We start from the raw sequence: 22,606 nt of genomic DNA, 5'->3' as shown, positions 1-22,606 counted from the left end.
GTGTATTGCAACAAATATCAGTGCCAGCTACCCCGACATCCTACCGATTGCCATCATTTCTTATAAAGAGAGAAAAATAGATGCAGAATTTAGTTTCTAGCTGGGAGAGTGTTCCCACTCAACCACCTAAGCAACATCGGATTATTGCTGCCATTGATCTGGGAACAAATTCTCTACACATGGTAGTGGTCAAAATTGACCCAACGCTACCAGCCTTTAGCATTATCGCCAGAGAAAAAGAAACGGTGAGACTTGGCGATCGCAATCTTACCACTGGGGAACTGAAGCCAGAGATCATTGAAAAAGCGATCGCTGCTTTAGGACGCTTCCAAGAAGTTGCCAAAACTATCAACGCTGAAACAATCATTGCTGTGGCAACTAGTGCCGTGCGCGAAGCCCCCAATGGCCAAGACTTTTTGCACAGAGTAGAGAAGGAGTTGGATTTAAGGGTTAACTTGATTTCTGGTCAAGAAGAAGCGCGACGAATCTACCTTGGCGTGCTGTCCGGGATGGAATTTCACAACCAACCCCATATTATTGTTGATATTGGCGGTGGTTCCACAGAATTAATTTTGGGCGATAGTCACGAACCGCGCACTCTCACCAGTACAAAAGTTGGTGCAGTGCGACTCACTAGCGAGTTAATTACCACCGATCCCATCAGTAACACTGAGTTTCAATATCTACAAGCTTATGCACGCGGGATGTTAGAACGTTCTGTAGATGAGGTACTAGCAAATTTCGAGTTTGGGGAATCTCCCCGTTTGGTGGGTACAGCGGGCACAATTGAAACCCTGGCGATGATTCATGCACGAGAAAAGTCGGGTGTTATCCCTTCTACTCTCAATGGCTACCAGTTTAGTCTTAAAGACTTGCAAGAGTTGGTAAATCGCTTGCGGAAACTGAGTAACTTAGAAAAGGCTGATATTCCGGGGATGCCAGAGAAGCGGTCTGAAGTTATACTTGCTGGTGCAGTGATATTACAGGAAGCGATGACCCTTTTGGGCAGTGAATCGGTTACAGTCTGTGAACGTTCTCTGAGAGAAGGTGTAATCGTAGACTGGATGTTGTCCCACGGTTTAATTGAAGATAAGCTGCGCTACCAAAGTTCAGTTCGGGAACGGAATGTTTTAAAAATTGCTAATAAATACCACATCAACTTAGAATATAGCGATCGCGTTGCCAAATTTGCCCAGAGTTTATTTGACCAAACTCAAGGTACATTACACCACTGGGGATCTGACGAGCGACAATTGCTATGGGCAGCTGCAATATTACACAATTGCGGTCATTATATCAGCCATTCGTCTCATCATAAGCACTCTTACTACCTAATTCGCAATGGAGAATTACTCGGTTATACAGAAACTGAGATTGAAATCATTGCTAATTTAGCCCGTTATCATCGCAAATCACCGCCTAAGAAAAAACATGAAATCTATCAGAGTTTGCTGACTAAAGAACAGCGACAAATGGTCAGTCAATTAAGTGCAATTCTGAGATTGGCAGTAGCATTAGATAGAAGACAAATTGGTGCGATCGCTCACGTTAAATGTGAGTATTATCAACAACTCCGACAAGTAAATTTGCTGATTTTTCCCTCACAAGCTGATGACGAATGTGCTTTAGAGCTTTGGAGTTTAGATTATAAAAAAGGAGTGTTTGAAGAAGAATTTGGAGTAAAATTAGTAGCTAATTTAGAAAAGTTTAGCATTGCTAATTTATCTTAATAAGTATGGTGCGTTACACTACGTTAACGCACTTTTACTATCTATTCTTGTCATCCTACTGAAGGATGAGATTATAAACTAACCTAAGAAGCATTTAAAAAGAAAAATTATTAATTAGAATATAGTTAACTATCTATTTAATATAGGTTATGTTGCTATTGGATATCTAAGCCGGGAAAACTTAGGTGTCCTTTATTATTGGAATCTGGTTTGATTTCTGAAAAGATGTGTAGAGAAGCCATGCCGTAGGCTTTATGCTGCGCTATCAGGGGGGCTTGTACCTCAAATTAATTAAAAATTATTATTATTCTCAATTTTTAACTTTTAATAAAAAAAAGGTCACTGGCGTTGTGTTAGCACGGAGACTACTTTTTTTACATTAGTTAATATACTTTGATTGATTCTCATCTACTTACTTATCTTGTACCAATTATTTGATTAGAAAAGCAAAATCAATATTGGTAAGACTGAGAGCTTGAGCAACTGCTTCTATACAACCTCTGGGTGAACAATCTCAAGAGGAATATACCTATTTTTCACGTTAACATGACAACTCCTACAAATGGTTACTTTATTTGTAATCAAATTAGCATTTTGTCCTTGCATTCCATAGTAATTATTGACATATAGGAATCATATTTGATTTTTGAAAAATATTAGGGTGTGTTAGATGGAACTTCGTAACGCCCTCAGTTTGGGATGGTGCGTTACGCTACGGATATTTCAAAACTCAAATAATAGTCTTATAGCAAGATAATTAATACCTTGAGATATTTTGTTAATCAAGGTTTTAAATTTTCTGGTTGTCACAAAATAATTGTTATTTGAGGAGTTCAATACTTATGTCTATCGATCGGCTTACTTATAATTCTCTATCAAATCAACAACTTAATTTAAATCCTATTTCTTCATCTAATACTTTTACAAGTCTAAATCAAAATAACTTAAGTTTAAGTGGTAGCAGTAGCACTGTTAATGCTTCTAGCACTGGAAACTATGACTCAACCTCCGGCTATGGCTTGGTGAATGCCGCCGCAGCTGTTAGTAATGCAAATGGTGAAACTACCTATGCAGATGTTCCTAACCTTGGTGGAAATGATTGGGGAGCGGATCTCGTCAAAGCCCCTGAAGTTTGGGCGCATGGATATACAGGTAAAGGCGTTGTTGTTGCTGTTTTAGATACTGGGGTTGACTATAATCACCAAGACTTAAAAGATAATATCTGGACTAATCCCAAAGAAAAAGCCAGCAACGGTATAGATAATGATGGCAATGGCTACGCTAATGATATCCACGGCTGGAATTTTGTTGACAACAACAATAACGTCCTAGACGATAATGGTCATGGTACTCATGTTTCTGGCATCATTGCTGGCGAAAATAATAATTATGGTGTGACTGGCATTGCCTACAACGCTAAAATCATGCCAGTGAAAGTTCTCGATAGTTCCGGTTCAGGTGACGATACTACCATTTCTAAAGGTATTCATTATGCTGTAGACAATGGTGCTAATGTAATTAACCTCAGCCTGGGAAGTGTTTTTCCTGATGATATTCTCAAGTCAGCCATTGAATACGCTAGCGGTAAAGGGGTCACTGTTGTAATGGCCGCTGGTAATGATGGTTCCTCATCGCCAGATTATCCCGCTAGCTATGCATCTACTTCAGGAATTGCTGTTGGTGCAGTCGATCGCAATAATCAGATGGCTGATTTCTCTAATCGATCTGGGACACAACCAATTAGCTACGTTACTGCTCCTGGCGTTGATGTCTATTCCTCCATACCAAATAATCAGTATGCTACTTATAGCGGCACATCTATGGCTTCCCCTTACGTTGCTGGTGTAGTTGCTCTAATGCTTAGTGCTAATCACAATTTAACTGAGAGCCAAATACGTGATATCGTTACAAGTACAGCAGGAAATAGTACACAATCCTCAAGCTACACAAGTGAAGTTCAGAGTCTCACTTCTAGTTACCTATTCACTCATCAACCAGCTACTTCAACACCATCCATTTCCATCATTCAAAATGAATTGCAAGTAAAGTCTAATAATGATGGACAGTCAAATTTGATGCAGTTTGGTGTCAATTCTCTTAGCGATCGCCAAACTATCAACTCTAATATCACCAGTTATCAAGCTCCATCACAATTTCACTATTATGACGATGCTCTAAATCATGACATTAGTGGTGTCATGAATGATACATCTGAAGAAACAGTATTGAGCAAACGTTGGAAAAATTGAGATTGAGCGAACGCGAACGCGAACAACGTCCCGCAGGAAGGCAAAACCCAAGGTATTTGTTGGGTTTCGTGCCTCAACCCAACCTACGAATCGAGTCATTTTTTGGTTTGGCGAAAGTATTGTTTATAAGTTCGTAGTCAGGACTTTAGTCCTTGATTTGAGCGCTGAAGCGCTCACTACAAACTAAGCATTGTTAACTTGTCCGACTACTAGGCGATCGCAAAACTACATAATTAGGTAAAATTGGGTAAAGCAATTTTTGTCCTTGTTAAACAAAGGCATCAGCAAACCCATGCAACTGAAACTCAGTGCATCTAGACTTCCCTTCGCCTCTCTTTTGTTAATTGCCCCTTTTTTCCTATGGGGGACGGCAATGGTAGCGATGAAAGGAGTAATACCCCACACCACACCGCTATTCATGGCGGGAGTGCGTCTGATACCAGCAGGGATGTTAATTCTGATAGCAGCCGCATTTATGGGTAAACCCCAGCCGAAGGGTTGGGCTGCATGGCTGTGGATTGCCTTATTTGCTCTAGTGGATGGGACACTGTTTCAAGGCTTTTTAGCAGAGGGATTAGTCAGAACCAGTGCGGGATTAGGGTCTGTGATGATTGACTCGCAACCCTTGGCTGTTGCCTTACTGTCATTGTGGCTATTTCAAGAACATATTGGTTTTTGGGGATGGCTAGGGCTAGCCTTGGGTGTCACAGGCATTAGTTTAATTGGTTTACCTGATGAGTGGATTTTACATTTTCTCGACTCAGGCGTAAATATAACAATTGGCAACTGGCAAGATTTGTTTGCTAGTGGTGAGTGGTTAATGCTATTAGCAGCGCTATCAATGGCTGTGGGAACAGTGTTGATTCGGTTTGTGTGTCGGCACGCTGACCCAGTAAGCGCTACGGGATGGCACATGATTTTGGGCGGATTGCCACTATGGGGAGTTTCATCAGTTGTCGAATCCCAGCAGTGGGAAAATTTGGGAGCATCTGATTTAGTGGCTTTGGGTTATGCTACCGTATTTGGCAGTGCGATCGCTTACGGGTTATTTTTCTATTTTGCCTCTAGTGGTAGTCTCACCAGTCTTAGTTCCCTCACCTTCCTTACACCCATATTTGCCTTACTATTTGGTAATCTCTTTCTTTCAGAAGTCCTCAGTCCGTTGCAGTGGGTAGGTGTTTTCCTCACTTTAATCAGCATCTATCTCATAAACCAACGTGATACTTTAGCAGGAAAAAACGACACAATTACTGTTGGCGAAATAGCTAATATACAGCAACCAATTTTAGAAACATCTGCTAAAAAATTGAACCCTGTAAGCCTAGCAGTTAGAGAATCTAAGCCAGAAATTTTGCCATAATTATATTTAAATGGGAGTGGGGGAGATGAGGGAGACAAGGGGAATAATAAATGCCCAATGCCCAATGCCCAATGCCCAATTCCCAATTCCCAATTCCTAATTCCCAATTCCCAATGCCCAATGCCCTTGCAATTTTGATATTTACCTGTTTTTCTTGTGTGGGTTTTTACCCAAATCGCTCAAGTGCAGCTACACCTAACCTAGCACCCAAAATTTTAGAACTTGCACAAGCTAGTTCGACAGATAATTCTAGTCCGGCTGTTTTGAGATATGGTAGTCGAAAATCGGATGTGCAGAGATTACAAACACAATTAAAGCAGTTGGGATACTACAGTGGCGTGGTCGATGGACAGTACAACGCCAGTACAGAAATCGCTGTAGCTAAATTCCAGAAAGCAAAGGGTTTAAAAGTAGATGGCATTGTTGGTATGGTGACTAGGGCGAGACTACAAGCTGCTTTGGTTGCCAAAAGTCAGATTGCCAGCTATCCAATAGTCGCCTCTCCTGTTTCAACTTCCAAGCCAACTGCAAAACCCCAGCCAACTGAGAGAGGTTTTGTCTGGTGGTTAATATTTGCCATCGGAGTTATTGGGAGTGTTGGCGCACTTATTTACCTGGTAAAGTGGTTTCGTCAGGTTAAACAAGTGCAAAATTCCAAAATATCAAATACTAAAATTTTGAGCGAAGCTAACAAAGAAACGACGATACCACCTCCACCAGAGACTATAACTAATCCAGAAACAGCTACGCCGCCACTCACCACACAACTACTGCTACCAGAAAAAACTTCCCGCCTTGCTAAACTTAATATTGTTGACGAATTGATTCAAGACTTACGCAGTCCTGACCCAATGAAGCGACGCAAAGCTATTTGGAATTTGGGACAGCAGGGAGATTCGCGGGCAATTCAGCATCTGGTTGACCTAATGGTTGGTGCTGACTCTCAAGAAAGCAGTTTAATTTTGGCAGCTTTGGCGGAAATTAGTACCCGCACACTCAAACCGATGAACCGGGCTCTAGCAATTTCGATTCAAAATGAAAGTCCACAAGTACGGCAAAATGCGATTCGTGACTTGACGCGTGTTTATGACATGATGGGTCAAATGAGTCAGATGTTGCGCCATGCGTTAGATGACCCAGATCCCGATGTGCAAGCAACAGCACGATATGCTTTAACTCAGATGAATCGAATGCGTGGCTTGCCGGAACAACAAAGTCTACCGGAAGATTCAAGCGATGATTTAGAAGAATAAGCCTAAAAATATTTCAACTGGATTTGGATATTAGTATTTGGGCCAGCCACCAAAAATGCTGCTTCGCTAAATTTGGGCGCGCCTGTGCGAATTTCTGGATTTCTGGAAAATCCAAAGCCTTCTTTTGGTATACCAAAAGCATTACTATTGAGAATGCGGTCATTATTTTGATCGTGGAAGACAGCAACGGCGTAACTACCTGCTTTCAAGTTCTCAAAGGTAATGGTTAAAGGAGTGGCAGTAATTTTGATACACTGCTTTTGTAAGACGCGATCGCGATCGCTAGGAAATCCCTCACTACTTGCAAATACACTGGCACACACTTGTCCTTCTTTATTCTTCAAGCCATCAATTTCGACGCTGAGTTTGCCGTTAAAATTTGCCCTGGCACTAAATGACCATGCCAGATTTCCCAGAACTGCCAATAGTAGTATATTAACTCTCAATCCTTTAAGCATAAAATTTTTATAGGATAAAATAAATTTTGCTGAAACTAAGTTTTCACTCAGATCCAGCAAATTTATCGTGGCATTATTCAGTCAATACTTGCAAGCATCCCGCCATATTTTGTATCTAGATTTACCTGTATAGGCAGGAGACACGAATTTTATCCTGCTAGTACAGCTTGGCGAAAATCCAACTAACATCTGAATTAACCAGACTTGGGATAAAATTCCCTTATTAAAAGTAGGTAAATTTCCGCCATAGCGTATTAGTTAAGTGCGTATGCAAAAATATTTATGTCATTGCGTAGGCGGAGCCTTCCCGTAGGGTACGGAATGAAATCTAGCGAAGCAATCCCAAGACCTTGCGTTCGCGAAGCGTGTCCGAAGGACTTATGCTTCATTCCGCTTTGCTCCATTCGCAATGACAAATGTATATTTAATTTTGCATTACTACTTATAAAACTGGGTCTATTAATTCATCCAAGAAGCAGCATTTACAGGAATACTAATAAAGATAGCGAGCTAAATTCTTGGCTCTATTCGCTATCGAAAGCTCCGACTTCTGGGTTCTGATTATGATTTGTTTCTTTTGCTTCGATCGCATAAACATCAGGCCATACTGATGCACCGTGTTCGTAAGCATCGATGCCAATGCGATCGGCTCTGTGATCGACACGTAAGCGTCCTAGTGCTTTTAGACCACTGAACATCAAAAAGGTAAAGGCGACAGTGAAAACTGCGATCGCCACAACACCCAAAAGTTGTACGCCTAGCAAGTCGAAGCCACCACCTAAAAACAACCCTGCCTTTTTGTTGAGTGTGAGTTCTGCTTGACCTAAGAAGCCGACGGAGAGAGTACCCATCATGCCATTCATCCCATGTACGGCAAATGCTCCTACCGGATCATCAATATGGAGTGACTCAATCAAATCCACTCCCAGAGTCACCAAAATACCACCTGTTAACCCAATCAAAACCGCAGCCCAAGGTGCAACATAAGCACAAGGAGCTGTAATTGCTACTAATCCTGCTAGTGAACCATTCAGACAATAAACTAAATCCCACTTACCTGTACGGGTATATTGGAAAATTATCGCCGAGAGTGCAGCGGCTCCTGCTGCTAGTGTGGTGTTGACTGTTACCAAACCAATCAATCCCGTATTCCCGGTGCTGAGGGTTGAACCAGGGTTGAAACCGTACCAGCCAAACCACAAAATCATTGTTCCCAGAGTTGCTAGCCCTAAATTATGTGCTGGTGGTAGGGTTCCCCAAGCCGGACGACCAGGACGGGGGCCAAGTAAATATGCGCCTACCAGCGCTGTCCAGCCACCAACGCTGTGAACAACAGAACTACCAGCGAAATCGTGATAGCTCAATTTGGCTAACCAGCCGCCAGAGTTCCAAGCCCAGTGAACGATAATTGGGTAGCTGATTGCTCCCATAATGGCGCTGTAAATTAAGTCGCCGATAAAGTCGGTTCTTCCAGCCATTGAACCAGTAGTGATTGTGCTGGCGGTAGCAGCAAAGGCAAACTGGAAGAAGAACAAGCTATAGGTATTGATGGCAGCTGTAGAACCTGGCGCACCTAATGGATAACTACCATCAGCCCCAGGTAGCTGACTGAGGAAGAAGGTATCTATGCCAACTAACCCGCCAGCACTCGTACCAAAAGCAATCCCAAAGCCGATTCCCCACCACACTAAGATAGTTACAGCAGCGTCAATGAAGTTTTCTAGTAAGGCATTAACTACACCTCTTTGGCGGATCAAACCTGCTTCTAACATTGCAAAGCCGGTTTGCATGAAGAATACTAAAAATCCGGTGATTAATACCCAGGTAGTATCAATGGAAATTTGCAATTTTGTTGTAGTTTCAGACAAAGACTGAACAGTAGGAGGATCTGCCGCCTGGACAATTGTCGGGGCAAAAACTGCAAACACCATTGAAGCGATCGCTAGCGCCAGTAGGCGATGCCAAGGTCGAATATGCTTATTCATTGGTTATTTGTTCCTGCTGGAAAAGCGGTAATTGATGTTGGTAACAGATTTCGCAAAATCAATTAATTTAATTAGGCTGACCAAATAAGGTTTTTAGTCAACACTTTCGGGAAATAATTATCTCATTGTCTGGGTCAGTTATTTATTTTCCTGTGAACACACTTTTTCTCAGATCAAAAACTCTGATTAAAGAAAAACAAAAACAAAAACATTCTTTCACAGAAATTATCAGACTACTTTTTGTTTCGCCGTTGGTAAATTTATGCCTAAACGGATAAATTTGATTGATTGTCTATTTACTCAAAGCAAAAAACTGTATCAACTAATACTATTTTTTTGCTTCTGCGATGGCAATAAATTCCGATACAATAAATAAAGCAACTATATCCTTTATAGGTAAGTATTTTCCGATATCAGAATGGGATAATTAAGAGATATGTTAATTTTTTATACAATAACTTAATTATTTGTTACTTTAAAAGCTACCTCGAAGAACAGTAATTATCCTTTAAACCGATAACTGGCTGTAATCCAAAAACTACCATCCGGTAAAATAACTGATAAATTGCTCCTAGTCTGCACTATCTAACCTTGTTGATATATAGAGATAAACTCAACAGTGGAGTCAATATGATTAATCATTTATCTCTGCAACAAGAGAATGTATTAAAAATAACGCATATTTCCCAAATATATCCTGAGATAGCAGTTATTTTTGGTTGTAAGGGTAAACTCACAGGCGATCGCTATCTTACAGCACTCTTCAAGTAATTGAACTACACTACTCCCCATCTATCGTCTCACGTGAGCTAAACAGAATCGTAGTGGTAGACAAGACTAATTTCCTTAAAAAACCGGGTTTAGAGTACCTGTAATATGGGAGACTTGGCAATATTCCCTATAAATCAGATTTAAGATGAGTAATACAATTTCGGATATCGCTGTCAAGACCATCAACGGTGAGGATAAGCAATTAAGCGACTACACCGGGAAGGTACTGTTAATTGTGAATGTTGCTTCCTACTGCGGTTATACTTCTCAATATGAGGGGCTAGAAAAGTTGAACCAGAAGTATGGCGAAGCCGGATTAAGTATTTTGGGGTTTCCCTGTAACGATTTTGGAGCGCAAGAACCAGGAAGTAATGAAGAAATTGTGCAATTCTGCACGAGTAAATATGGTGTCACCTTTGAACTATTCGATAAAGTCCATGCCAAAGGCTCGCAGCAGCATCCACTTTATGAGCGACTTACCAAAGCCGTTGAGCCAAAAGGAACGGTTGCTTGGAACTTTGAAAAATTTTTAGTTAATAAACAAGGTGAAGTAGTAGCTAGATTTAATAGTAGTGTCCAGCCAAATTCACCAGAAATAATTGCCATAATTGACAAAGAACTAGCCAAATAGTCATTAGTCATTAGTCATTAGGTTGTACTATTAGGATTGATTTTTGGCTCTGGGCTATTAAATTTATTTACGTCCAGTCCTTTAATTGAGAATATTATCTCAATTAGTAGTTTAATTTATTTGTATTTAATTTGTCATGAACGTTGCAATAATTGGTTGTGGTTATGTTGGTTATCAAGTTGCTCAATATTGGCAGCAAAAAATGAATTTTGTTGTCAGTGTAACCACAACTTCCTCTGAGCGTGTCCCTGCACTCCAATCAGTATCACAAAGAGTTGTCGTTACCAGAGGGAACGAGCTAGATAGTCTAAAATCAGTTTTGCACAATCAAGATGTTATCCTTTTGAGTGTTGGTGCAAAAAGTGCGGAAGTTTATGAAGAAACTTATCTCCAAACTGCCCAAAATTTAGTTTCATCTTTGCAGCAGATTCCGAGTGTGAAACAATTAATATACACAGGAAGTTATGCAGTCTATGGTGACAGAAATGGTGTATGGGTAGATGAAGAAACACCCCTTGCACCTGCTAATTTAAATGCTCAGATTCTCCGAAAAACAGAAGATATTTTGCTATCAGCATCTAGCGAAAACCTCCGCGTTTGTATCTTCCGTTTAGGAGGAATTTATGGCCCCAATCGGGAACTATTAAAAATATTTGGTAAATATTCTGGTACAACCCGTCCTGGTGGTGAGGATATCACCAATTGGATTCACCTAGACGATATTGTTGGTGCGATAGAATTTGCTCGTCACCGTCGTTTGCAAGGGATTTATAATCTAGTAGATGATGCACATCTCACCAGCCGAGACTTGCTAGATAGTCTATTTGAAAAACATAATTTACCCAAAGTTATATGGGATACTTCTATTAAGAGTACTCGCCCCTATAATGCTTGGGTATCGAATGAAAAGCTGAAAGAGGCTGGATACCAATTAATTCATCCACAGATGCTTTTTTAGCAAGTATTAAAACTAGGAATTATGCAACCATCTGCTGTAACTAATACAACCAACTTGACAGCAAATCCTAGCCAGTTTTACACTTGGCAGAATTATCGTTGTGCCTACGAAGTTCTTCAACCAACTAACACAACATCTCAGGGTATTCCCTTACTGTTAATTCATCCTATTGGTGTGGGATTGTCGCGGCAATTTTGGCAACGATTTGGTCGTGAATGGAATAATTTAGGTCAGCGTAATTTGATTTACAACCCTGATTTACTAGGATGTGGCGAGAGTGATATGCCCCATCTGGCTTATACTCCTAGTGATTGGGCAGAACAGTTACAGTACTTTTTACAAACAGTAGTGCAGAAACCTGTCATTGTAGTAGTACAAGGTGCTTTATTACCAGTTGCGATCGCATTAGTCCAAAAGGAATCAAGCTTAATCTCCAGACTTGTCCTCTCAGGGCCTCCATCGTGGGCTTTAATGACAAATAAACCACCAGAATGGCAGCAAAAATTCCTTTGGAATATCTTAGATTCACCTTTTGGGAGTGCTTTTTATCGCTATGCACGCACCCCAAAATTTTTACGTTCTTTCTCGACTCGCCAACTCTTTGCTTCTGAGAATGCTGTGGATACAGAGTGGTTAAATACATTGGTTGCAGGGGCAGAAAATCTCGCTAGTCGTCATGCAGTGTTTTCTTTTTTAGCAGGGTTTTGGCGGCAAGATTATACTAGCTCTATTGCCTCTATTGGGCAACCAACATTAGCGGTTATGGGGGAAACTGCATCGAGTATTAGCCAAAAAAGTAAAAAAGAAATGCCAGATAAGTGCTTGGCTGAATACCTCGCCTGTTTGCCTCAAAGTCGAGGTATAAAAATAAATGGACGTAATGTTTTACCTTATGAGTCAACTGCTGAATTTGTCGCAGCGATCGCTCCATTCATTAATGAAGTTTCTTAGCTGATTGATAGTTACATTGTACCAGTCCTCTCATGTTAGGTTATGACTGGAATTGATTACTTCAGGAAGAAAATCATGTTCGACAATCGCCGAGGACAAAGAGTTCCCAATGTCACTTTTCATACTCGCCAGGATAATCAGTGGGTAGATGTGACAACCGATGAATTGTTTGCTGATAAAACAGTGGTTGTCTTCTCCTTACCAGGTGCTTATACTCCGACTTGTTCATCAACTCATCTCCCTGGCTATAACGAGTTGGCTGGGGTTCTGAAAGAAAATGGTGTTGATAAGATTATCTGTATTTCTGTCAATGATGCCTTTGTCATGAACGAATGGGCAAAGGATCAAGAAGCAGAAAATGTTACACTAATTCCCGATGGTAATGGTGAATTTACTGAAGGCATGGGTATGCTGGTAGATAAATCAGACTTGGGTTTTGGCAAGCGATCGTGGCGCTATTCGATGCTGGTAAGAGATGGTGTAATTAACCAAATGTTTATTGAACCAGACGAGCCAGGAGATCCTTTTAAAGTATCGGATGCTGAGACAATGCTGAGATACATCAACCCCCAAGCCGTGAAGCCTGAATTAGTTTCTTTGTTTGCCAAGGTCGGTTGTCCCTTCTGCGCCCGTGCTAAGGCGATGCTCAAGGAACATGGCATTAACTACGAAGAAATTACCTTGGGCAAGGATGTCACCACCCGCTCGTTACAAGCAGTTACAGGGGCGACAACAGTTCCTCAAGTATTTATCGATGGTAAATTAATTGGTGGTTCTGAAGCTCTAGAAGCCTACTTCGCAACTAAATAGGTTTCACTAGGGGCGCACAGATGTGCGTCCCAACAGCGTATTCTCTGAGGTTTAAGTAAGTCGGCGTGAAAATTTCAATGTATGTCATTGCGAATTTAACGAAGTGGAATGAAGCAATTGCAAAGGTCTTGTAGTTTTTATATTCTGTTACATAGTTAGGTTTATTTGTACTGATTTACTTAGTAACGGCGATCGCGTTCCAAGTCATAAATCACTTTTTCCAAATACCATTTATCCGATTCACCCCGGTGTCTCTGGCGCTGCTGTTTGAGTAGTCGTTCGGCTGTTGTCGCATCACCGTTAAGTAAAGTCAGTAAACGTTTTTGCAATTTTCTATTTTTCGGGTCACTGAAGTATGGCTGAGAAACTTTGCCCCGTGGTTGAGATGACCACAGTTTAATAAAGACAAGTGATAAGCCGACAATCAGAAGCACCACAATCAATCCCATACTTATTGAGATTAAGTAGTTGTCATCTTATATTGTGTAAAAACTTTACTTATGTAGCCTCAGTGATTTTTTGGATCTTTTTGTGATTACAGCTATTTTCAGGTAAATAGACCATACTGTAGGGACAATTCATGAATTGCCCCTACGACCGATGTGGTTCAAATACATGAAAACTGCTGTAAGCTGAAAAATATCTAAATTGCAGAATTGAATTAAATCTTTTCTTTCTAATAGACATCTCCAGAAATTAAATATGCGTTATGCAAAACCCTTGTAGAGACGCGATATATCGCGTCTCTACATTCTTTTTCACTCCTATGTCTAATGATTTGCACTTACTTACTTATATCAAGTTTCAAATCAGCAATTAATAAATCTTTAGATGAATACATGGATTTTTGTGGAGTCACTTACTAATTATCATATAAAATTAACTCTGATTGAATTTCCATTTATTCAAAATATAATATGTTTGCTGGAATTCGCCGAATTTCGAGTCGATTTTTTAATCAATCAAGGACAATCAATAACGAACCACTAAATAAAGTAAGTTTGATTGTCATTATTTTAATTGATATTTTTATCTTAATTAATGTTTTTACAGGACTTGATGATATTAGTCGCTGGCATATCAGTCCGACTGAAACTTATCCATGTTATTCAGAGTGGCAAAATTATCGGACTAAAACCGCTCCAGATAAAGACTATGAAATTGTCAGACTTTCATCGCCATATTATAACTCAAACAATCAACTTAGTTTTCAACAAAACTATCAAAGAGCCGAAGTAGGACATCTGGGTAAGGTTTCTAAAACTTGCTTGCAATATGCCAACTATAAAGATAAAGTTAACAATCCTGAAAAGCAGCAAATTATTAAAACTATCGATCAAAAACAAGCTAAAATCAGCATGCTTGTTCAAGCCAATAATACTATTAAATCTCAATATGATTCAACACTATTAGAAAAAATTGCAGGTCAGGGTCGCGAACAATCAATTAATCAAGTGGGGGCTGAAAAAGCTAAACAGGTCTTAGAACAAAATAATCGCCAAATTTCTACCCTGAAGCAAGAAAGTTCTACTCTGAAAAATGAACTGCTGGCAAAACCGGAAAGCATTAGTTTTATAGCTTTTTTAAAAAATGAAAATCAGTTTAAGGAACTTGACAAAGGCTATCAGAAGGCATCATTTTGGTATCCAAGTATCCAGCTTGCTTTTCAGTCCCTCTTTCTTCTCCCTTTGATTCTCATTGCTTTATCAGTTCACAAATTTGCTCAAAGAAGAGGATATGGACTCATCTCGCTAATTAGCTGGCATTTGCTAGTTATCTTTTTTATTCCCTTAATTGTTAAAATATTTGAGTTTCTTCAAATAGGTGCAATATTTAAATTTATTTTTGAAATCATTAGCGCCCTTTTGGGTGGTTTGCTTTTCCTAATAAATTATGTTTATATCTTGCTGATTCCAATTATTGGTTTTGTAATTATCCAGTTTTTTCAAAAATTTGTCTTTAATGCTAAAGTCCAGGCAGCTAGCAGAGTTCAAAAATCACGCTGTGTAAATTGCGCTAAGAAAATTCGACAGCTTGATACTTACTGTCCCCACTGCGGTTATTATCAGTACATTGAATGCCAAAACTGTCATAATCTTACTTATAAACATTTATCGTACTGTAAACATTGTGGAACTTCTCAAAATTCCAGTAATTTGTAATCAGTGAAGTAGTTAATCAGTATTTTGAGCTTAGATATGGAAAAAGTAGAAACAGCTAATAAAGAGAGTCAGTCACCGCTTGCTTTTCTCAAAAACCTGTTGATTGCTCGTTGGCGATCGCTCTTGCTCCTGTTAATCGGAGTATACTTACCTTTGCAGGTCTTTGAAATTCTCACAGTGAACATATGGGAAAATCAAGCTGGCTTCCCGTGGGATGTACAGATTCTGTTAGCAGTTCATTCTACAGCCAACCCCCAGTTAGATGTTTTAGCAGTGACGCTGGCTAAAATTGGGTTGCCTTGGACTGCGATACCGATTTTAGGTGCGATCGCAATCATATTACTATATCAAAAACGCTGGCGATCGCTAGCTTATTTACTCACCGCCTCACTGGGAAGTATCATCATCAACCGCATTGCCAAGGAATTAATGCATCGAGTCCGTCCCCAATTGTGGCAGTCCATTGCACCTGAATCAAGTTTTGCATTTCCCAGCGCTCATGCCATGACGAGTATAACTCTGGTAGCAATTTTGCTCTTCTTAACTTGGGCTAATTCCTGGCGCTGGTTGGTTCTCACCTTCGGTAGCTTATACATAATAGCTATTGCCTGGTGTCGTCTCTATCTGGGGGTACATTTTCCCAGTGACATCCTCGCGGGTTGGATGGTTGCATTAGGTTGGACAATTGGTGTCAGTCTAATTATCAAACCCCATACAACCAAAGCTAAATCTGTTGATAGTGAACGCCCCAAGGATGAAACTAGCTTACTCCCTGAAGAAAGAAAGTTGATTGAGGAGTAATATTATGTCCGTTTATAAGTTGTTTTAAAAGTGTTGAGATGAATGTAAAAATCAGTTTTTTAGACCGATTACGATCCTTGCAAAAGGTCATTAATTGAACTTATAAGCTGTCTTATTGGTTCTGTCAGAGAAGTTTTTAATAAATCAAGGGTTTCGACTGAAAAATTGAGCAATCCTAAAGCATACAATAGGCTCGACATACCAATAAATAGAGCTAATAATCTCCCAAGACAACCGGGATTAATTTCAATAAAGGCTAATTTAGATTGCCCAATAACAGCAATCGTTATAAAAACAATTCCTGTAATTAAAAATGTGTTGTTGGAAGTTATATCTGTCATTTCCCTATTAAGATGTCTCAATATTTTTATTGTAGCTATTATTAGTCTAAATTTCTGCTCTGGATGTTGGATCTTATCTTATGCTATAATTTAAAAAAGATATATTCTGATTTTTAAAGCTAGTAAGCGAGAAATTGCGTTGATTGTGTCAACTGTATATAAATCGTTCTATTTCGCTCAAAGACTGAAGAAAAAACTAAGATTCTGCAAGCAGCCAAATTATTGATGCACTTCGGGTAGAAATTATTTGTTGTTACAGCAGCTTTCATCTATTTGAAGTACATCTTTCGTAAGGGCACAGCAATATTCCCTACAGCGTAGTCTTTTTACCTGAGAATAGCTATAAGTTGGATCTGATACCAATTGTATGTGCTTTGCGCTTTATTCACGTAGGATAAATTCATCGGCATATCCTACAAACTATAGTTTTGCATCAGTCTATAGACATATATTATTATTTTGCTGAAACATTAAAAAGCTAAAGTATTCTTACTCATTTACTAGACTTTAATTTAGTTTATATATTAAAATACACTAAATCGATAGGATATAGTGGGTTTTTATGGAAAGCTTCCAAAACGTGACTCAAGAGTTAAATGTAACAGGAGAAACACTCCTAGAGGACTTACAACAGTCTACTCCAAAAGAGTTCAAAAAAGACATTTTCAAAAAACTTAGAGGTGGATTTTTTTTGGTACTGGGATATTTATTGTCACCACTATGTTGGTGGAATGACTTACTATTCAATCTGCCAATAGCTTATGGTTTTGGGTATGCATGTAGTTTACTTTCCCCAAAATTACTTCTACCTTGTTCAATTATAGGATATTGGCTCTCTAATATTGTTGGAATTCTCTTGATGCAATTCGGTTCTAAAGATATTTTCCAAAAAGAACCTCAAGAGCATAACCTCAAAAAAGAATTATTAACAGGTTTAATTTCTTCAACAGCTTATACCTTGTTGATTATGCTCTTAATCCAGTTGAAGATTCTCGATTCTCCTATTTTATTCGCCAACGGTTAATTTAGTCGATCGCATTTTTACAGAACAACCAGATTCCCTACTTCTTTAATAAGTAGGGAATCTGAGATTTTTTGTGGGAGCAAATCTTGAATTAATCGAATTTTAAAAATTCACTTAAATTCAACAATTTTGGAGCTTCCTTACTTACAATTAATGGCAACTTACCATTCCATTTTTCTATCGCTTGTCTTTGCAGTATTTCTGGAGTTAAACCATCACGTAATAATCTATGTGCCTCAGCTTCTCCTTTGGCTAAATTAACTTTTGCTTCAGCCTGTCTTGTTGCTTTCAGTGCGATAAACTCGGCTCGTTTCGCTTCTTGTTCAGCAATCTGCTTCGCCTCTACCGCCTCATCAAATCGCTCGGAAAAATGGACGTGAACTAGAGAAATATCATCAACTGCAACGTGATAGCTACCCAGTCGTGTAGACAATGCATCATCTACTCCACCTTTGACTTCTCCTCGTTTAGTAATAATTTCTTCAGCAGTATACTTGGCCATTATTGCTTTTAGGACTTCTTCAACTGCTGGGTTAATAATCCGCGTAACTACAGCTTGTTCATCTCCAATTTCTTGAAAAATAGCATTTACTTCCAGGGGAATAATATGCCAATTGAGAGCGACATCGGCGAAAACATTTTGTAAATCTTTGGAAGAAGCCTCAGCCGAAATTTCCTGTTTTTGGACTCGAATACTCAACTTTTTCACAGTATTGACGACAGGAATAATTAAGTGAAGTCCTTCTCCGAATATTTGGTTTTGTACTTCGCCAAATTTCATCAATACACCCCGCTCGCCCGCATTGACAATCACGCAAGGCGTAAGCAAGAGGGTTATCAGGAACAAAAAAGCAGTCAGTTTACCTGCACTGTTAAAAGTTGTATTTTTTTTCATCTCTATGAAACATATATGTGTCTTGCATGGAGACACATATTTAGGAGTTGTGCGCTTCTTCCCGTCATACTCTTATAACTTTGGCTCTAAGTCAATTTTCCTGTCACTCTAGCCAAGGTAACAAATAGCGCTTCTCATTCAAAGGAGAAGCGCTAAGTTTCTAATAGCTGATATTTTTGCCCACCAAACTCATCAGCTGCTTATCCAAGTCGATGAGATAATCTCTACCGTAAGTTCCATTCTCTAAGCCTGTAACAAGATGATTGGGAATGTCTTGTGTAATTTCTTCGCTACAAGAACCAGCAGCCAGAGCATAGTCGTAGCCCGTCGTAAACATCGCAGCTACTGTATCCACATCTCCAGTAAAAGCGATACAATCTTGTAAAAGTTCGCTCATACTGTCATTTCGTATTACCGCAGTGATTGCGGGCATTAAACTAAAAATGGACGCGCCAGAAAAAAGCTAGAAACTGATTTAGCATCTACCGATTCTCCCTCCAGAATCGCTTTTTCTAATTCTTCGGGAGTCAAAAATACAGTTTCGATATCTTCGTCTCCATCTTGTGCTGGTGGTGTCTCTAGCTTTTCCAAATCTCGCGCCAGAAAAGCATAGATAATTTCATCAGAATAACCAGGTGCTAAGAAAAATTCGCCTAATTTGTCCCATTTTTTGGCACTATAGCCAGTTTCTTCTTCGATTTCACGCTGGATTGTCTCTAAAGGTTCTTCATTTGCTTCCACAGTTCCTGCTGGAAACTCTAATATCCGTCCCTGAATTGCAAAACGATACTGGCGCACCAGTACAAGTTTGCCCTCTGGAGTTACTGGTACAGCTAGCGCACCACCAGGGTGACGAATACATTCCCATTCTCCTTCTGCTTTATTAGGCAAACGCAAGCGATTGACTTCAAAATCAAACTTACGTCCTTTATAAAACAAGCGTTGTTTTAGCAGTTGTGGTAATTCTCTACCTAATGGCATAGTAAAATCTGATTATCTGTTTAAGGACAGAGGTGATATCAGCCTTCTTCTGTATTTAAAGATGGTAATTTTAATTGCCCATCAATTAAACGTACATCAGAGCAGTTTACCTCTTTCAGCAGTTCTTTAATAACACAACCCGATACTGGTTCTATCCAATCTGGGGCAATTTCTGCCAGTGGTACTAACACAAAGGCTCGATCCCGCATTCGTGGATGGGGAATCTGGAGATTTGGTGTATTTACTATTAAGTCATCATATAATAACAAATCCAAATCCAGAGTTCGTGGCCCCCAGCGTTCCTGACGCACACGCCCAAATTGTTGTTCAATTCCCAACAAAATTTCTAATAACTGTTGGGGTAGCATTTCTACCTGCAATGTGACGCAGCCGTTTAGGTAATCTGGCTGCTCTGGCCCTACGGCTTTGGTTTGATACCAACTGGATTTGGCTTCTAATAGAATACCTGGCGTTTGGGCTAAAGTTTTGATAGCTGTTTCTAAAATTGTCTGCGAATCGCCGATATTACCACCAAGAGCAACGGCGCTTCTTCTGGGCTTGGTGTCGGGATATTCCAACCCAGGCATCGCACTCTCCTTAAGTAAGTTGTTTTCGGACTGTATTTGTGAAGACTTTGGTGCATCTGTTACAGAAAATGCTAGTAGCTCTGTATATCTGAATCATTAGCAAAACTGCAACATTTTTACAAAACTTAAATTAACTAAATCTAAAAAACATTATTTTATGGTGAATTTAGTTAATTATTTATAGGGTAATATACTAACACAAAGGTGGTGTCATGACCCCAAAGCTGATTGATGGTGGTTAGATATTTACTACTTTGAGCGAGGAACTGACGTGGGGAAGCTTACCTCCTGGTTCAAGCGAAGACCAACTAATTTAAGTGACTCTGGACAAGGAGGAACGAATGAGAGCTTACCACCAGCACATCTGGCGCAGACGAGGCAGTTACTGAGCAAAATGAAAATTTTACCATCTAGGATGAAGACCAATCAGGCAATTGGCAAGAAACCACTTTATCGTCGCTTATGGTTTTGGGCAGGTTTGGGTGTAGGTGGTGGGATAGTTGCCTTCATCTACGGGGTGAGTTTAATAGATCGGACTTTACCAGATAAGGCGGAGTTGAATGCTGTTCTCAGAGAGCAAACACTGACCATTAAAGCCGCCGATGGCACTGTATTACAACAACAAGGTGAAGCAACTAGAGAACAGCTAAAGCTAGAACAAATACCAGATAATTTAAAAAAAGCTTTCATTGCCTCAGAAGATAGAAGATTTAAGCAACACAACGGATTTGACCCCCAAGGGATTGTGAGAGCAGGTTTCAATAATTTGCGATCGCAAGGTGTGGTAGAAGGTGGTAGCACTATCACCCAACAGCTAACCCGGATTCTCTTTCTAAAACAAGAACAGACAATCTGGCGCAAACTCAAAGAAGTCCGCCTTGCCCAAAAAATGGAGCAAGAATTAACCAAAGATCAGATTTTAGAGCGTTACTTGAATCTGGTTTATTTGGGAAATGGGGCTTATGGGGTAGCAGATGCAGCCTGGGTATACTTTAGTAAATCACCAGACCAACTTTCGCTAGGAGAAATGGCAACAATTGCCGGATTAGCACCTGCTCCTAGTTTATATGCCCCGAACAAGAATCCCGAAGCGGCAAAACGGCGGCGGGACTTGGTATTGCTACGGATGCAAGAGGATGAAGTTATTACACCAGAGCAAAGACAAGCCGCTCTTCAAGAGCCATTAACACTCAAAACCAGTTTACCCAAACGAGTGGAAGTAGAATCACCCTACTTTACCAGCTACATCCAAAAGGAATTGCCGAAGTATGTTTCTAGCAATGTGCTAAAAAATGGGGGTTTAGTAGTAGAAACTACCCTAAATCCAACTTGGCAGAAGGTGGGAGAAGAAGCGGTTGCTAAAACCCTACGAAATCAAGGACGCTGGGAAAACTTTAAGCAAGCAGCAATGGTTGCCATTGACCCCCGGAACGGTGAAATTAAGGCAATGGTTGGGGGAAAAGACTTTGGTAAAAACCAGTTTAATCGAGTTACTCAGGCCCAGAGACAACCAGGATCGACATTTAAAGGGTTTGTCTACGCCACTGCGATCGCAAGCGGCAAAAGCCCCTACGATACCTATGAGGATGCACCCCTGGTAGTAGATGGTTATGAACCAAAAAATTATGGTGAAAACTTCCACGGCTCAATGAGCATGAGAGATGCCCTCACCCGCTCTATCAATATTATTGCGGTAAAGGTGTTGATGGATGTGGGATTTACGCCAACAATTAAACTTGCCCATGATATGGGGATAAAATCTGAACTTAAGCCTACCTATTCCCTAGCTCTTGGCTCCAACGAAGTGAATCTACTGGAATTGACTAGCGCCTATGGCAGTTTTGCAACTCAGGGATTACACACAGAGCCTCATGGTATTACTCGTATCCTGAACCGCCAAGGCAAGGTGATTTGGTCAGCAAATTTCCCCTCTCAACGGGCAATTGATGCTGACAGTGCTGCTATCATGACTTGGATGTTACGCAACGTCGTGGAAGCAGGAACAGGTGGTGCTGCTCAGTTAGATAATAGACCAGTTGCCGGCAAAACTGGTACCTCTGACGAGGCCCGCGATTTGTGGTTTATTGGCTACATTCCCCAAATGGTGGCAGGAGTTTGGCTAGGTAACGATGACAACCGCCCCACAGACGGTAGCAGTAGTAGCGCCGCTTACACCTGGCACGAATTTATGGAAAAAGCGGTAGAAGGGATGCCAGTAGAAAAATTCCCCAAACGACCCAAGTTAGAAGGTCGTAAAGGCACTATTAAAGCCCAGGCAATCAAACCCAAACAAGTGCTGAATCGTTCTATTTCTGATGATGATGACTCAGAAGGAGAAAATTCTAGAAATTCTAATTCTGAGGATAGTAGTTCATCCAGAAGACGGAGGAGTAGGAGAAGCTATTCGGAAGAAGAACAGCAATCAAGCAACTATACCCCAAGAAGAAGAAGGCGCGATCGCACCGAAGCATCAAGTTCCAACTCTTCCTCAGAATCATCCACTCCCCGGCGGCGGTCTAGAAGAGCAGAATCTGATTCTTCATCTCCCCCGCCTGAAAGAACTCGGCGATCTTCCTCTCCATCAAATAGTTCTGGTTCTTCAGATTCTTCATCGTCACAACCATCTTGGCGGGATAGACTTAGACCACCTCAGTAATTA

General features: G+C 40.3%; 21 protein-coding genes. 13 read left to right on the top strand and 8 right to left on the bottom strand.

What is annotated here, in order from left to right:
• The first annotated feature begins 80 nt into the window (after positions 1-80).
• The 4 genes from GTQ43_RS14145 (at position 81) to GTQ43_RS14130 (ending at position 6,592) form a co-directional block, all read left to right on the top strand.
• On the top strand, positions 81-1,730 hold the full coding sequence (locus GTQ43_RS14145) for a Ppx/GppA phosphatase family protein (protein ID WP_265273229.1): 1,650 nt from the start codon (positions 81-83) through the stop codon (positions 1,728-1,730).
• An 842-nt stretch (positions 1,731-2,572) separates the two neighbouring features.
• Complete coding sequence (locus tag GTQ43_RS14140) at positions 2,573-3,979, top strand: S8 family peptidase (protein WP_265273228.1); 1,407 nt, start codon at positions 2,573-2,575, stop codon at positions 3,977-3,979.
• A gap of 292 nt (positions 3,980-4,271) precedes the next feature.
• Complete coding sequence (locus tag GTQ43_RS14135; protein WP_265273768.1) at positions 4,272-5,339, top strand: DMT family transporter; 1,068 nt, start codon at positions 4,272-4,274, stop codon at positions 5,337-5,339.
• Between the two features lie 113 nt (positions 5,340-5,452).
• Complete coding sequence (locus tag GTQ43_RS14130) at positions 5,453-6,592, top strand: peptidoglycan-binding protein (RefSeq protein ID WP_265273766.1); 1,140 nt, start codon at positions 5,453-5,455, stop codon at positions 6,590-6,592.
• A 2-nt stretch (positions 6,593-6,594) separates the two neighbouring features.
• Here GTQ43_RS14130 and GTQ43_RS14125 read toward each other — a convergent pair whose 3' ends face one another.
• Positions 6,595-7,050: a DUF2141 domain-containing protein gene (locus GTQ43_RS14125; protein ID WP_265273227.1), complete on the bottom strand. Its 456-nt coding sequence runs from the start codon at positions 7,048-7,050 to the stop codon at positions 6,595-6,597.
• 524 nt (positions 7,051-7,574) lie between these two features.
• Positions 7,575-9,035 (bottom strand): ammonium transporter, encoded by a 1,461-nt coding sequence (locus GTQ43_RS14120; protein WP_265273226.1) that lies wholly within the window; start codon positions 9,033-9,035, stop codon positions 7,575-7,577.
• A 630-nt stretch (positions 9,036-9,665) separates the two neighbouring features.
• On the opposite strand from GTQ43_RS14120, the gene GTQ43_RS14110 reads away from it, so the two are divergent.
• From GTQ43_RS14110 to GTQ43_RS14090, 5 genes are all read left to right on the top strand, one after another.
• Positions 9,666-9,806 (top strand): hypothetical protein, encoded by a 141-nt coding sequence (locus GTQ43_RS14110; RefSeq protein ID WP_265273225.1) that lies wholly within the window; start codon positions 9,666-9,668, stop codon positions 9,804-9,806.
• A 145-nt stretch (positions 9,807-9,951) separates the two neighbouring features.
• Entirely contained in the window at positions 9,952-10,437 is a 486-nt protein-coding gene (locus GTQ43_RS14105) for a glutathione peroxidase (RefSeq protein ID WP_265273224.1), read from the top strand.
• 136 nt (positions 10,438-10,573) lie between these two features.
• The gene (locus GTQ43_RS14100; protein WP_265273223.1) at positions 10,574-11,395 is read left to right on the top strand and encodes an SDR family oxidoreductase; all 822 of its coding nucleotides are present in this window, start codon (positions 10,574-10,576) and stop codon (positions 11,393-11,395) included.
• A 21-nt stretch (positions 11,396-11,416) separates the two neighbouring features.
• Positions 11,417-12,346, top strand: coding sequence for an alpha/beta fold hydrolase (locus GTQ43_RS14095; RefSeq protein ID WP_265273222.1), 930 nt, complete (start codon positions 11,417-11,419; stop codon positions 12,344-12,346).
• A gap of 75 nt (positions 12,347-12,421) precedes the next feature.
• Positions 12,422-13,156, top strand: a complete 735-nt coding sequence (locus tag GTQ43_RS14090; RefSeq protein ID WP_265273221.1) for a redoxin family protein — start codon at positions 12,422-12,424, stop codon at positions 13,154-13,156.
• Positions 13,157-13,335: 179 nt separating this feature from the next.
• On the opposite strand, the gene GTQ43_RS14085 is transcribed toward GTQ43_RS14090, so the two are convergent.
• On the bottom strand, positions 13,336-13,593 hold the full coding sequence (locus GTQ43_RS14085; RefSeq protein ID WP_265273220.1) for a hypothetical protein: 258 nt from the start codon (positions 13,591-13,593) through the stop codon (positions 13,336-13,338).
• A gap of 480 nt (positions 13,594-14,073) precedes the next feature.
• Between GTQ43_RS14085 and GTQ43_RS14080 the strand changes: the two genes are divergently transcribed.
• On the top strand, positions 14,074-15,318 hold the full coding sequence (locus GTQ43_RS14080; protein ID WP_265273219.1) for a hypothetical protein: 1,245 nt from the start codon (positions 14,074-14,076) through the stop codon (positions 15,316-15,318).
• A gap of 36 nt (positions 15,319-15,354) precedes the next feature.
• Positions 15,355-16,119 (top strand): phosphatase PAP2 family protein, encoded by a 765-nt coding sequence (locus GTQ43_RS14075; protein WP_265273218.1) that lies wholly within the window; start codon positions 15,355-15,357, stop codon positions 16,117-16,119.
• A gap of 68 nt (positions 16,120-16,187) precedes the next feature.
• Here GTQ43_RS14075 and GTQ43_RS14070 read toward each other — a convergent pair whose 3' ends face one another.
• Entirely contained in the window at positions 16,188-16,460 is a 273-nt protein-coding gene (locus GTQ43_RS14070) for a hypothetical protein (RefSeq protein WP_265273217.1), read from the bottom strand.
• A gap of 562 nt (positions 16,461-17,022) precedes the next feature.
• On the opposite strand from GTQ43_RS14070, the gene GTQ43_RS14065 reads away from it, so the two are divergent.
• Positions 17,023-17,484 carry a hypothetical protein gene (locus GTQ43_RS14065; RefSeq protein ID WP_265273216.1) on the top strand — a complete coding sequence of 154 codons (462 nt, stop codon included), beginning with the start codon at positions 17,023-17,025 and terminating at the stop codon, positions 17,482-17,484.
• Between the two features lie 91 nt (positions 17,485-17,575).
• Here GTQ43_RS14065 and GTQ43_RS14060 read toward each other — a convergent pair whose 3' ends face one another.
• From GTQ43_RS14060 to folK, 4 genes are all read right to left on the bottom strand, one after another.
• A complete protein-coding gene (locus GTQ43_RS14060) occupies positions 17,576-18,379 on the bottom strand; it encodes a prohibitin family protein (RefSeq protein WP_265273215.1) in 804 nt (267 codons plus the stop codon).
• Between the two features lie 160 nt (positions 18,380-18,539).
• On the bottom strand, positions 18,540-18,776 hold the full coding sequence (locus GTQ43_RS14055; RefSeq protein ID WP_265273214.1) for a hypothetical protein: 237 nt from the start codon (positions 18,774-18,776) through the stop codon (positions 18,540-18,542).
• 35 nt (positions 18,777-18,811) lie between these two features.
• Positions 18,812-19,360: an NUDIX hydrolase gene (locus GTQ43_RS14050; RefSeq protein WP_265273213.1), complete on the bottom strand. Its 549-nt coding sequence runs from the start codon at positions 19,358-19,360 to the stop codon at positions 18,812-18,814.
• A gap of 38 nt (positions 19,361-19,398) precedes the next feature.
• Complete coding sequence (folK, locus tag GTQ43_RS14045; protein ID WP_265273212.1) at positions 19,399-19,947, bottom strand: 2-amino-4-hydroxy-6-hydroxymethyldihydropteridine diphosphokinase; 549 nt, start codon at positions 19,945-19,947, stop codon at positions 19,399-19,401.
• 271 nt (positions 19,948-20,218) lie between these two features.
• On the opposite strand from folK, the gene GTQ43_RS14040 reads away from it, so the two are divergent.
• Positions 20,219-22,603 (top strand): transglycosylase domain-containing protein, encoded by a 2,385-nt coding sequence (locus tag GTQ43_RS14040; protein ID WP_265273211.1) that lies wholly within the window; start codon positions 20,219-20,221, stop codon positions 22,601-22,603.
• Positions 22,604-22,606 lie beyond the last annotated feature (3 nt).

Source organism: Nostoc sp. KVJ3 (assembly GCF_026127265.1).
Lineage (GTDB): Bacteria > Cyanobacteriota > Cyanobacteriia > Cyanobacteriales > Nostocaceae > Nostoc.
The sequence above is the reverse complement of the archived record's forward strand: the minus strand, read 5'-3'. Positions and strand labels throughout refer to the sequence as shown.

Bases quoted from the DNA above. Each gene is read 5' to 3' on its own strand.
- GTQ43_RS14145 (WP_265273229.1), top strand. From the start codon at position 81: ATGCAGAATTTAGTTTCTAGCTGGGAGAGTGTTCCCACTCAACCACCT.
- GTQ43_RS14140 (WP_265273228.1), top strand. From the start codon at position 2,573: ATGTCTATCGATCGGCTTACTTATAATTCTCTATCAAATCAACAACTT.
- GTQ43_RS14135 (WP_265273768.1), top strand. From the start codon at position 4,272: ATGCAACTGAAACTCAGTGCATCTAGACTTCCCTTCGCCTCTCTTTTG.
- GTQ43_RS14130 (WP_265273766.1), top strand. From the start codon at position 5,453: ATGCCCAATGCCCTTGCAATTTTGATATTTACCTGTTTTTCTTGTGTG.
- GTQ43_RS14125 (WP_265273227.1), bottom strand. From the start codon at position 7,050: ATGCTTAAAGGATTGAGAGTTAATATACTACTATTGGCAGTTCTGGGA.
- GTQ43_RS14120 (WP_265273226.1), bottom strand. From the start codon at position 9,035: ATGAATAAGCATATTCGACCTTGGCATCGCCTACTGGCGCTAGCGATC.
- GTQ43_RS14110 (WP_265273225.1), top strand. From the start codon at position 9,666: ATGATTAATCATTTATCTCTGCAACAAGAGAATGTATTAAAAATAACG.
- GTQ43_RS14105 (WP_265273224.1), top strand. From the start codon at position 9,952: ATGAGTAATACAATTTCGGATATCGCTGTCAAGACCATCAACGGTGAG.
- GTQ43_RS14100 (WP_265273223.1), top strand. From the start codon at position 10,574: ATGAACGTTGCAATAATTGGTTGTGGTTATGTTGGTTATCAAGTTGCT.
- GTQ43_RS14095 (WP_265273222.1), top strand. From the start codon at position 11,417: ATGCAACCATCTGCTGTAACTAATACAACCAACTTGACAGCAAATCCT.
- GTQ43_RS14090 (WP_265273221.1), top strand. From the start codon at position 12,422: ATGTTCGACAATCGCCGAGGACAAAGAGTTCCCAATGTCACTTTTCAT.
- GTQ43_RS14080 (WP_265273219.1), top strand. From the start codon at position 14,074: ATGTTTGCTGGAATTCGCCGAATTTCGAGTCGATTTTTTAATCAATCA.
- GTQ43_RS14075 (WP_265273218.1), top strand. From the start codon at position 15,355: ATGGAAAAAGTAGAAACAGCTAATAAAGAGAGTCAGTCACCGCTTGCT.
- GTQ43_RS14070 (WP_265273217.1), bottom strand. From the start codon at position 16,460: ATGACAGATATAACTTCCAACAACACATTTTTAATTACAGGAATTGTT.
- GTQ43_RS14065 (WP_265273216.1), top strand. From the start codon at position 17,023: ATGGAAAGCTTCCAAAACGTGACTCAAGAGTTAAATGTAACAGGAGAA.
- GTQ43_RS14060 (WP_265273215.1), bottom strand. From the start codon at position 18,379: ATGAAAAAAAATACAACTTTTAACAGTGCAGGTAAACTGACTGCTTTT.
- GTQ43_RS14055 (WP_265273214.1), bottom strand. From the start codon at position 18,776: ATGAGCGAACTTTTACAAGATTGTATCGCTTTTACTGGAGATGTGGAT.
- GTQ43_RS14050 (WP_265273213.1), bottom strand. From the start codon at position 19,360: ATGCCATTAGGTAGAGAATTACCACAACTGCTAAAACAACGCTTGTTT.
- folK (WP_265273212.1), bottom strand. From the start codon at position 19,947: ATGCCTGGGTTGGAATATCCCGACACCAAGCCCAGAAGAAGCGCCGTT.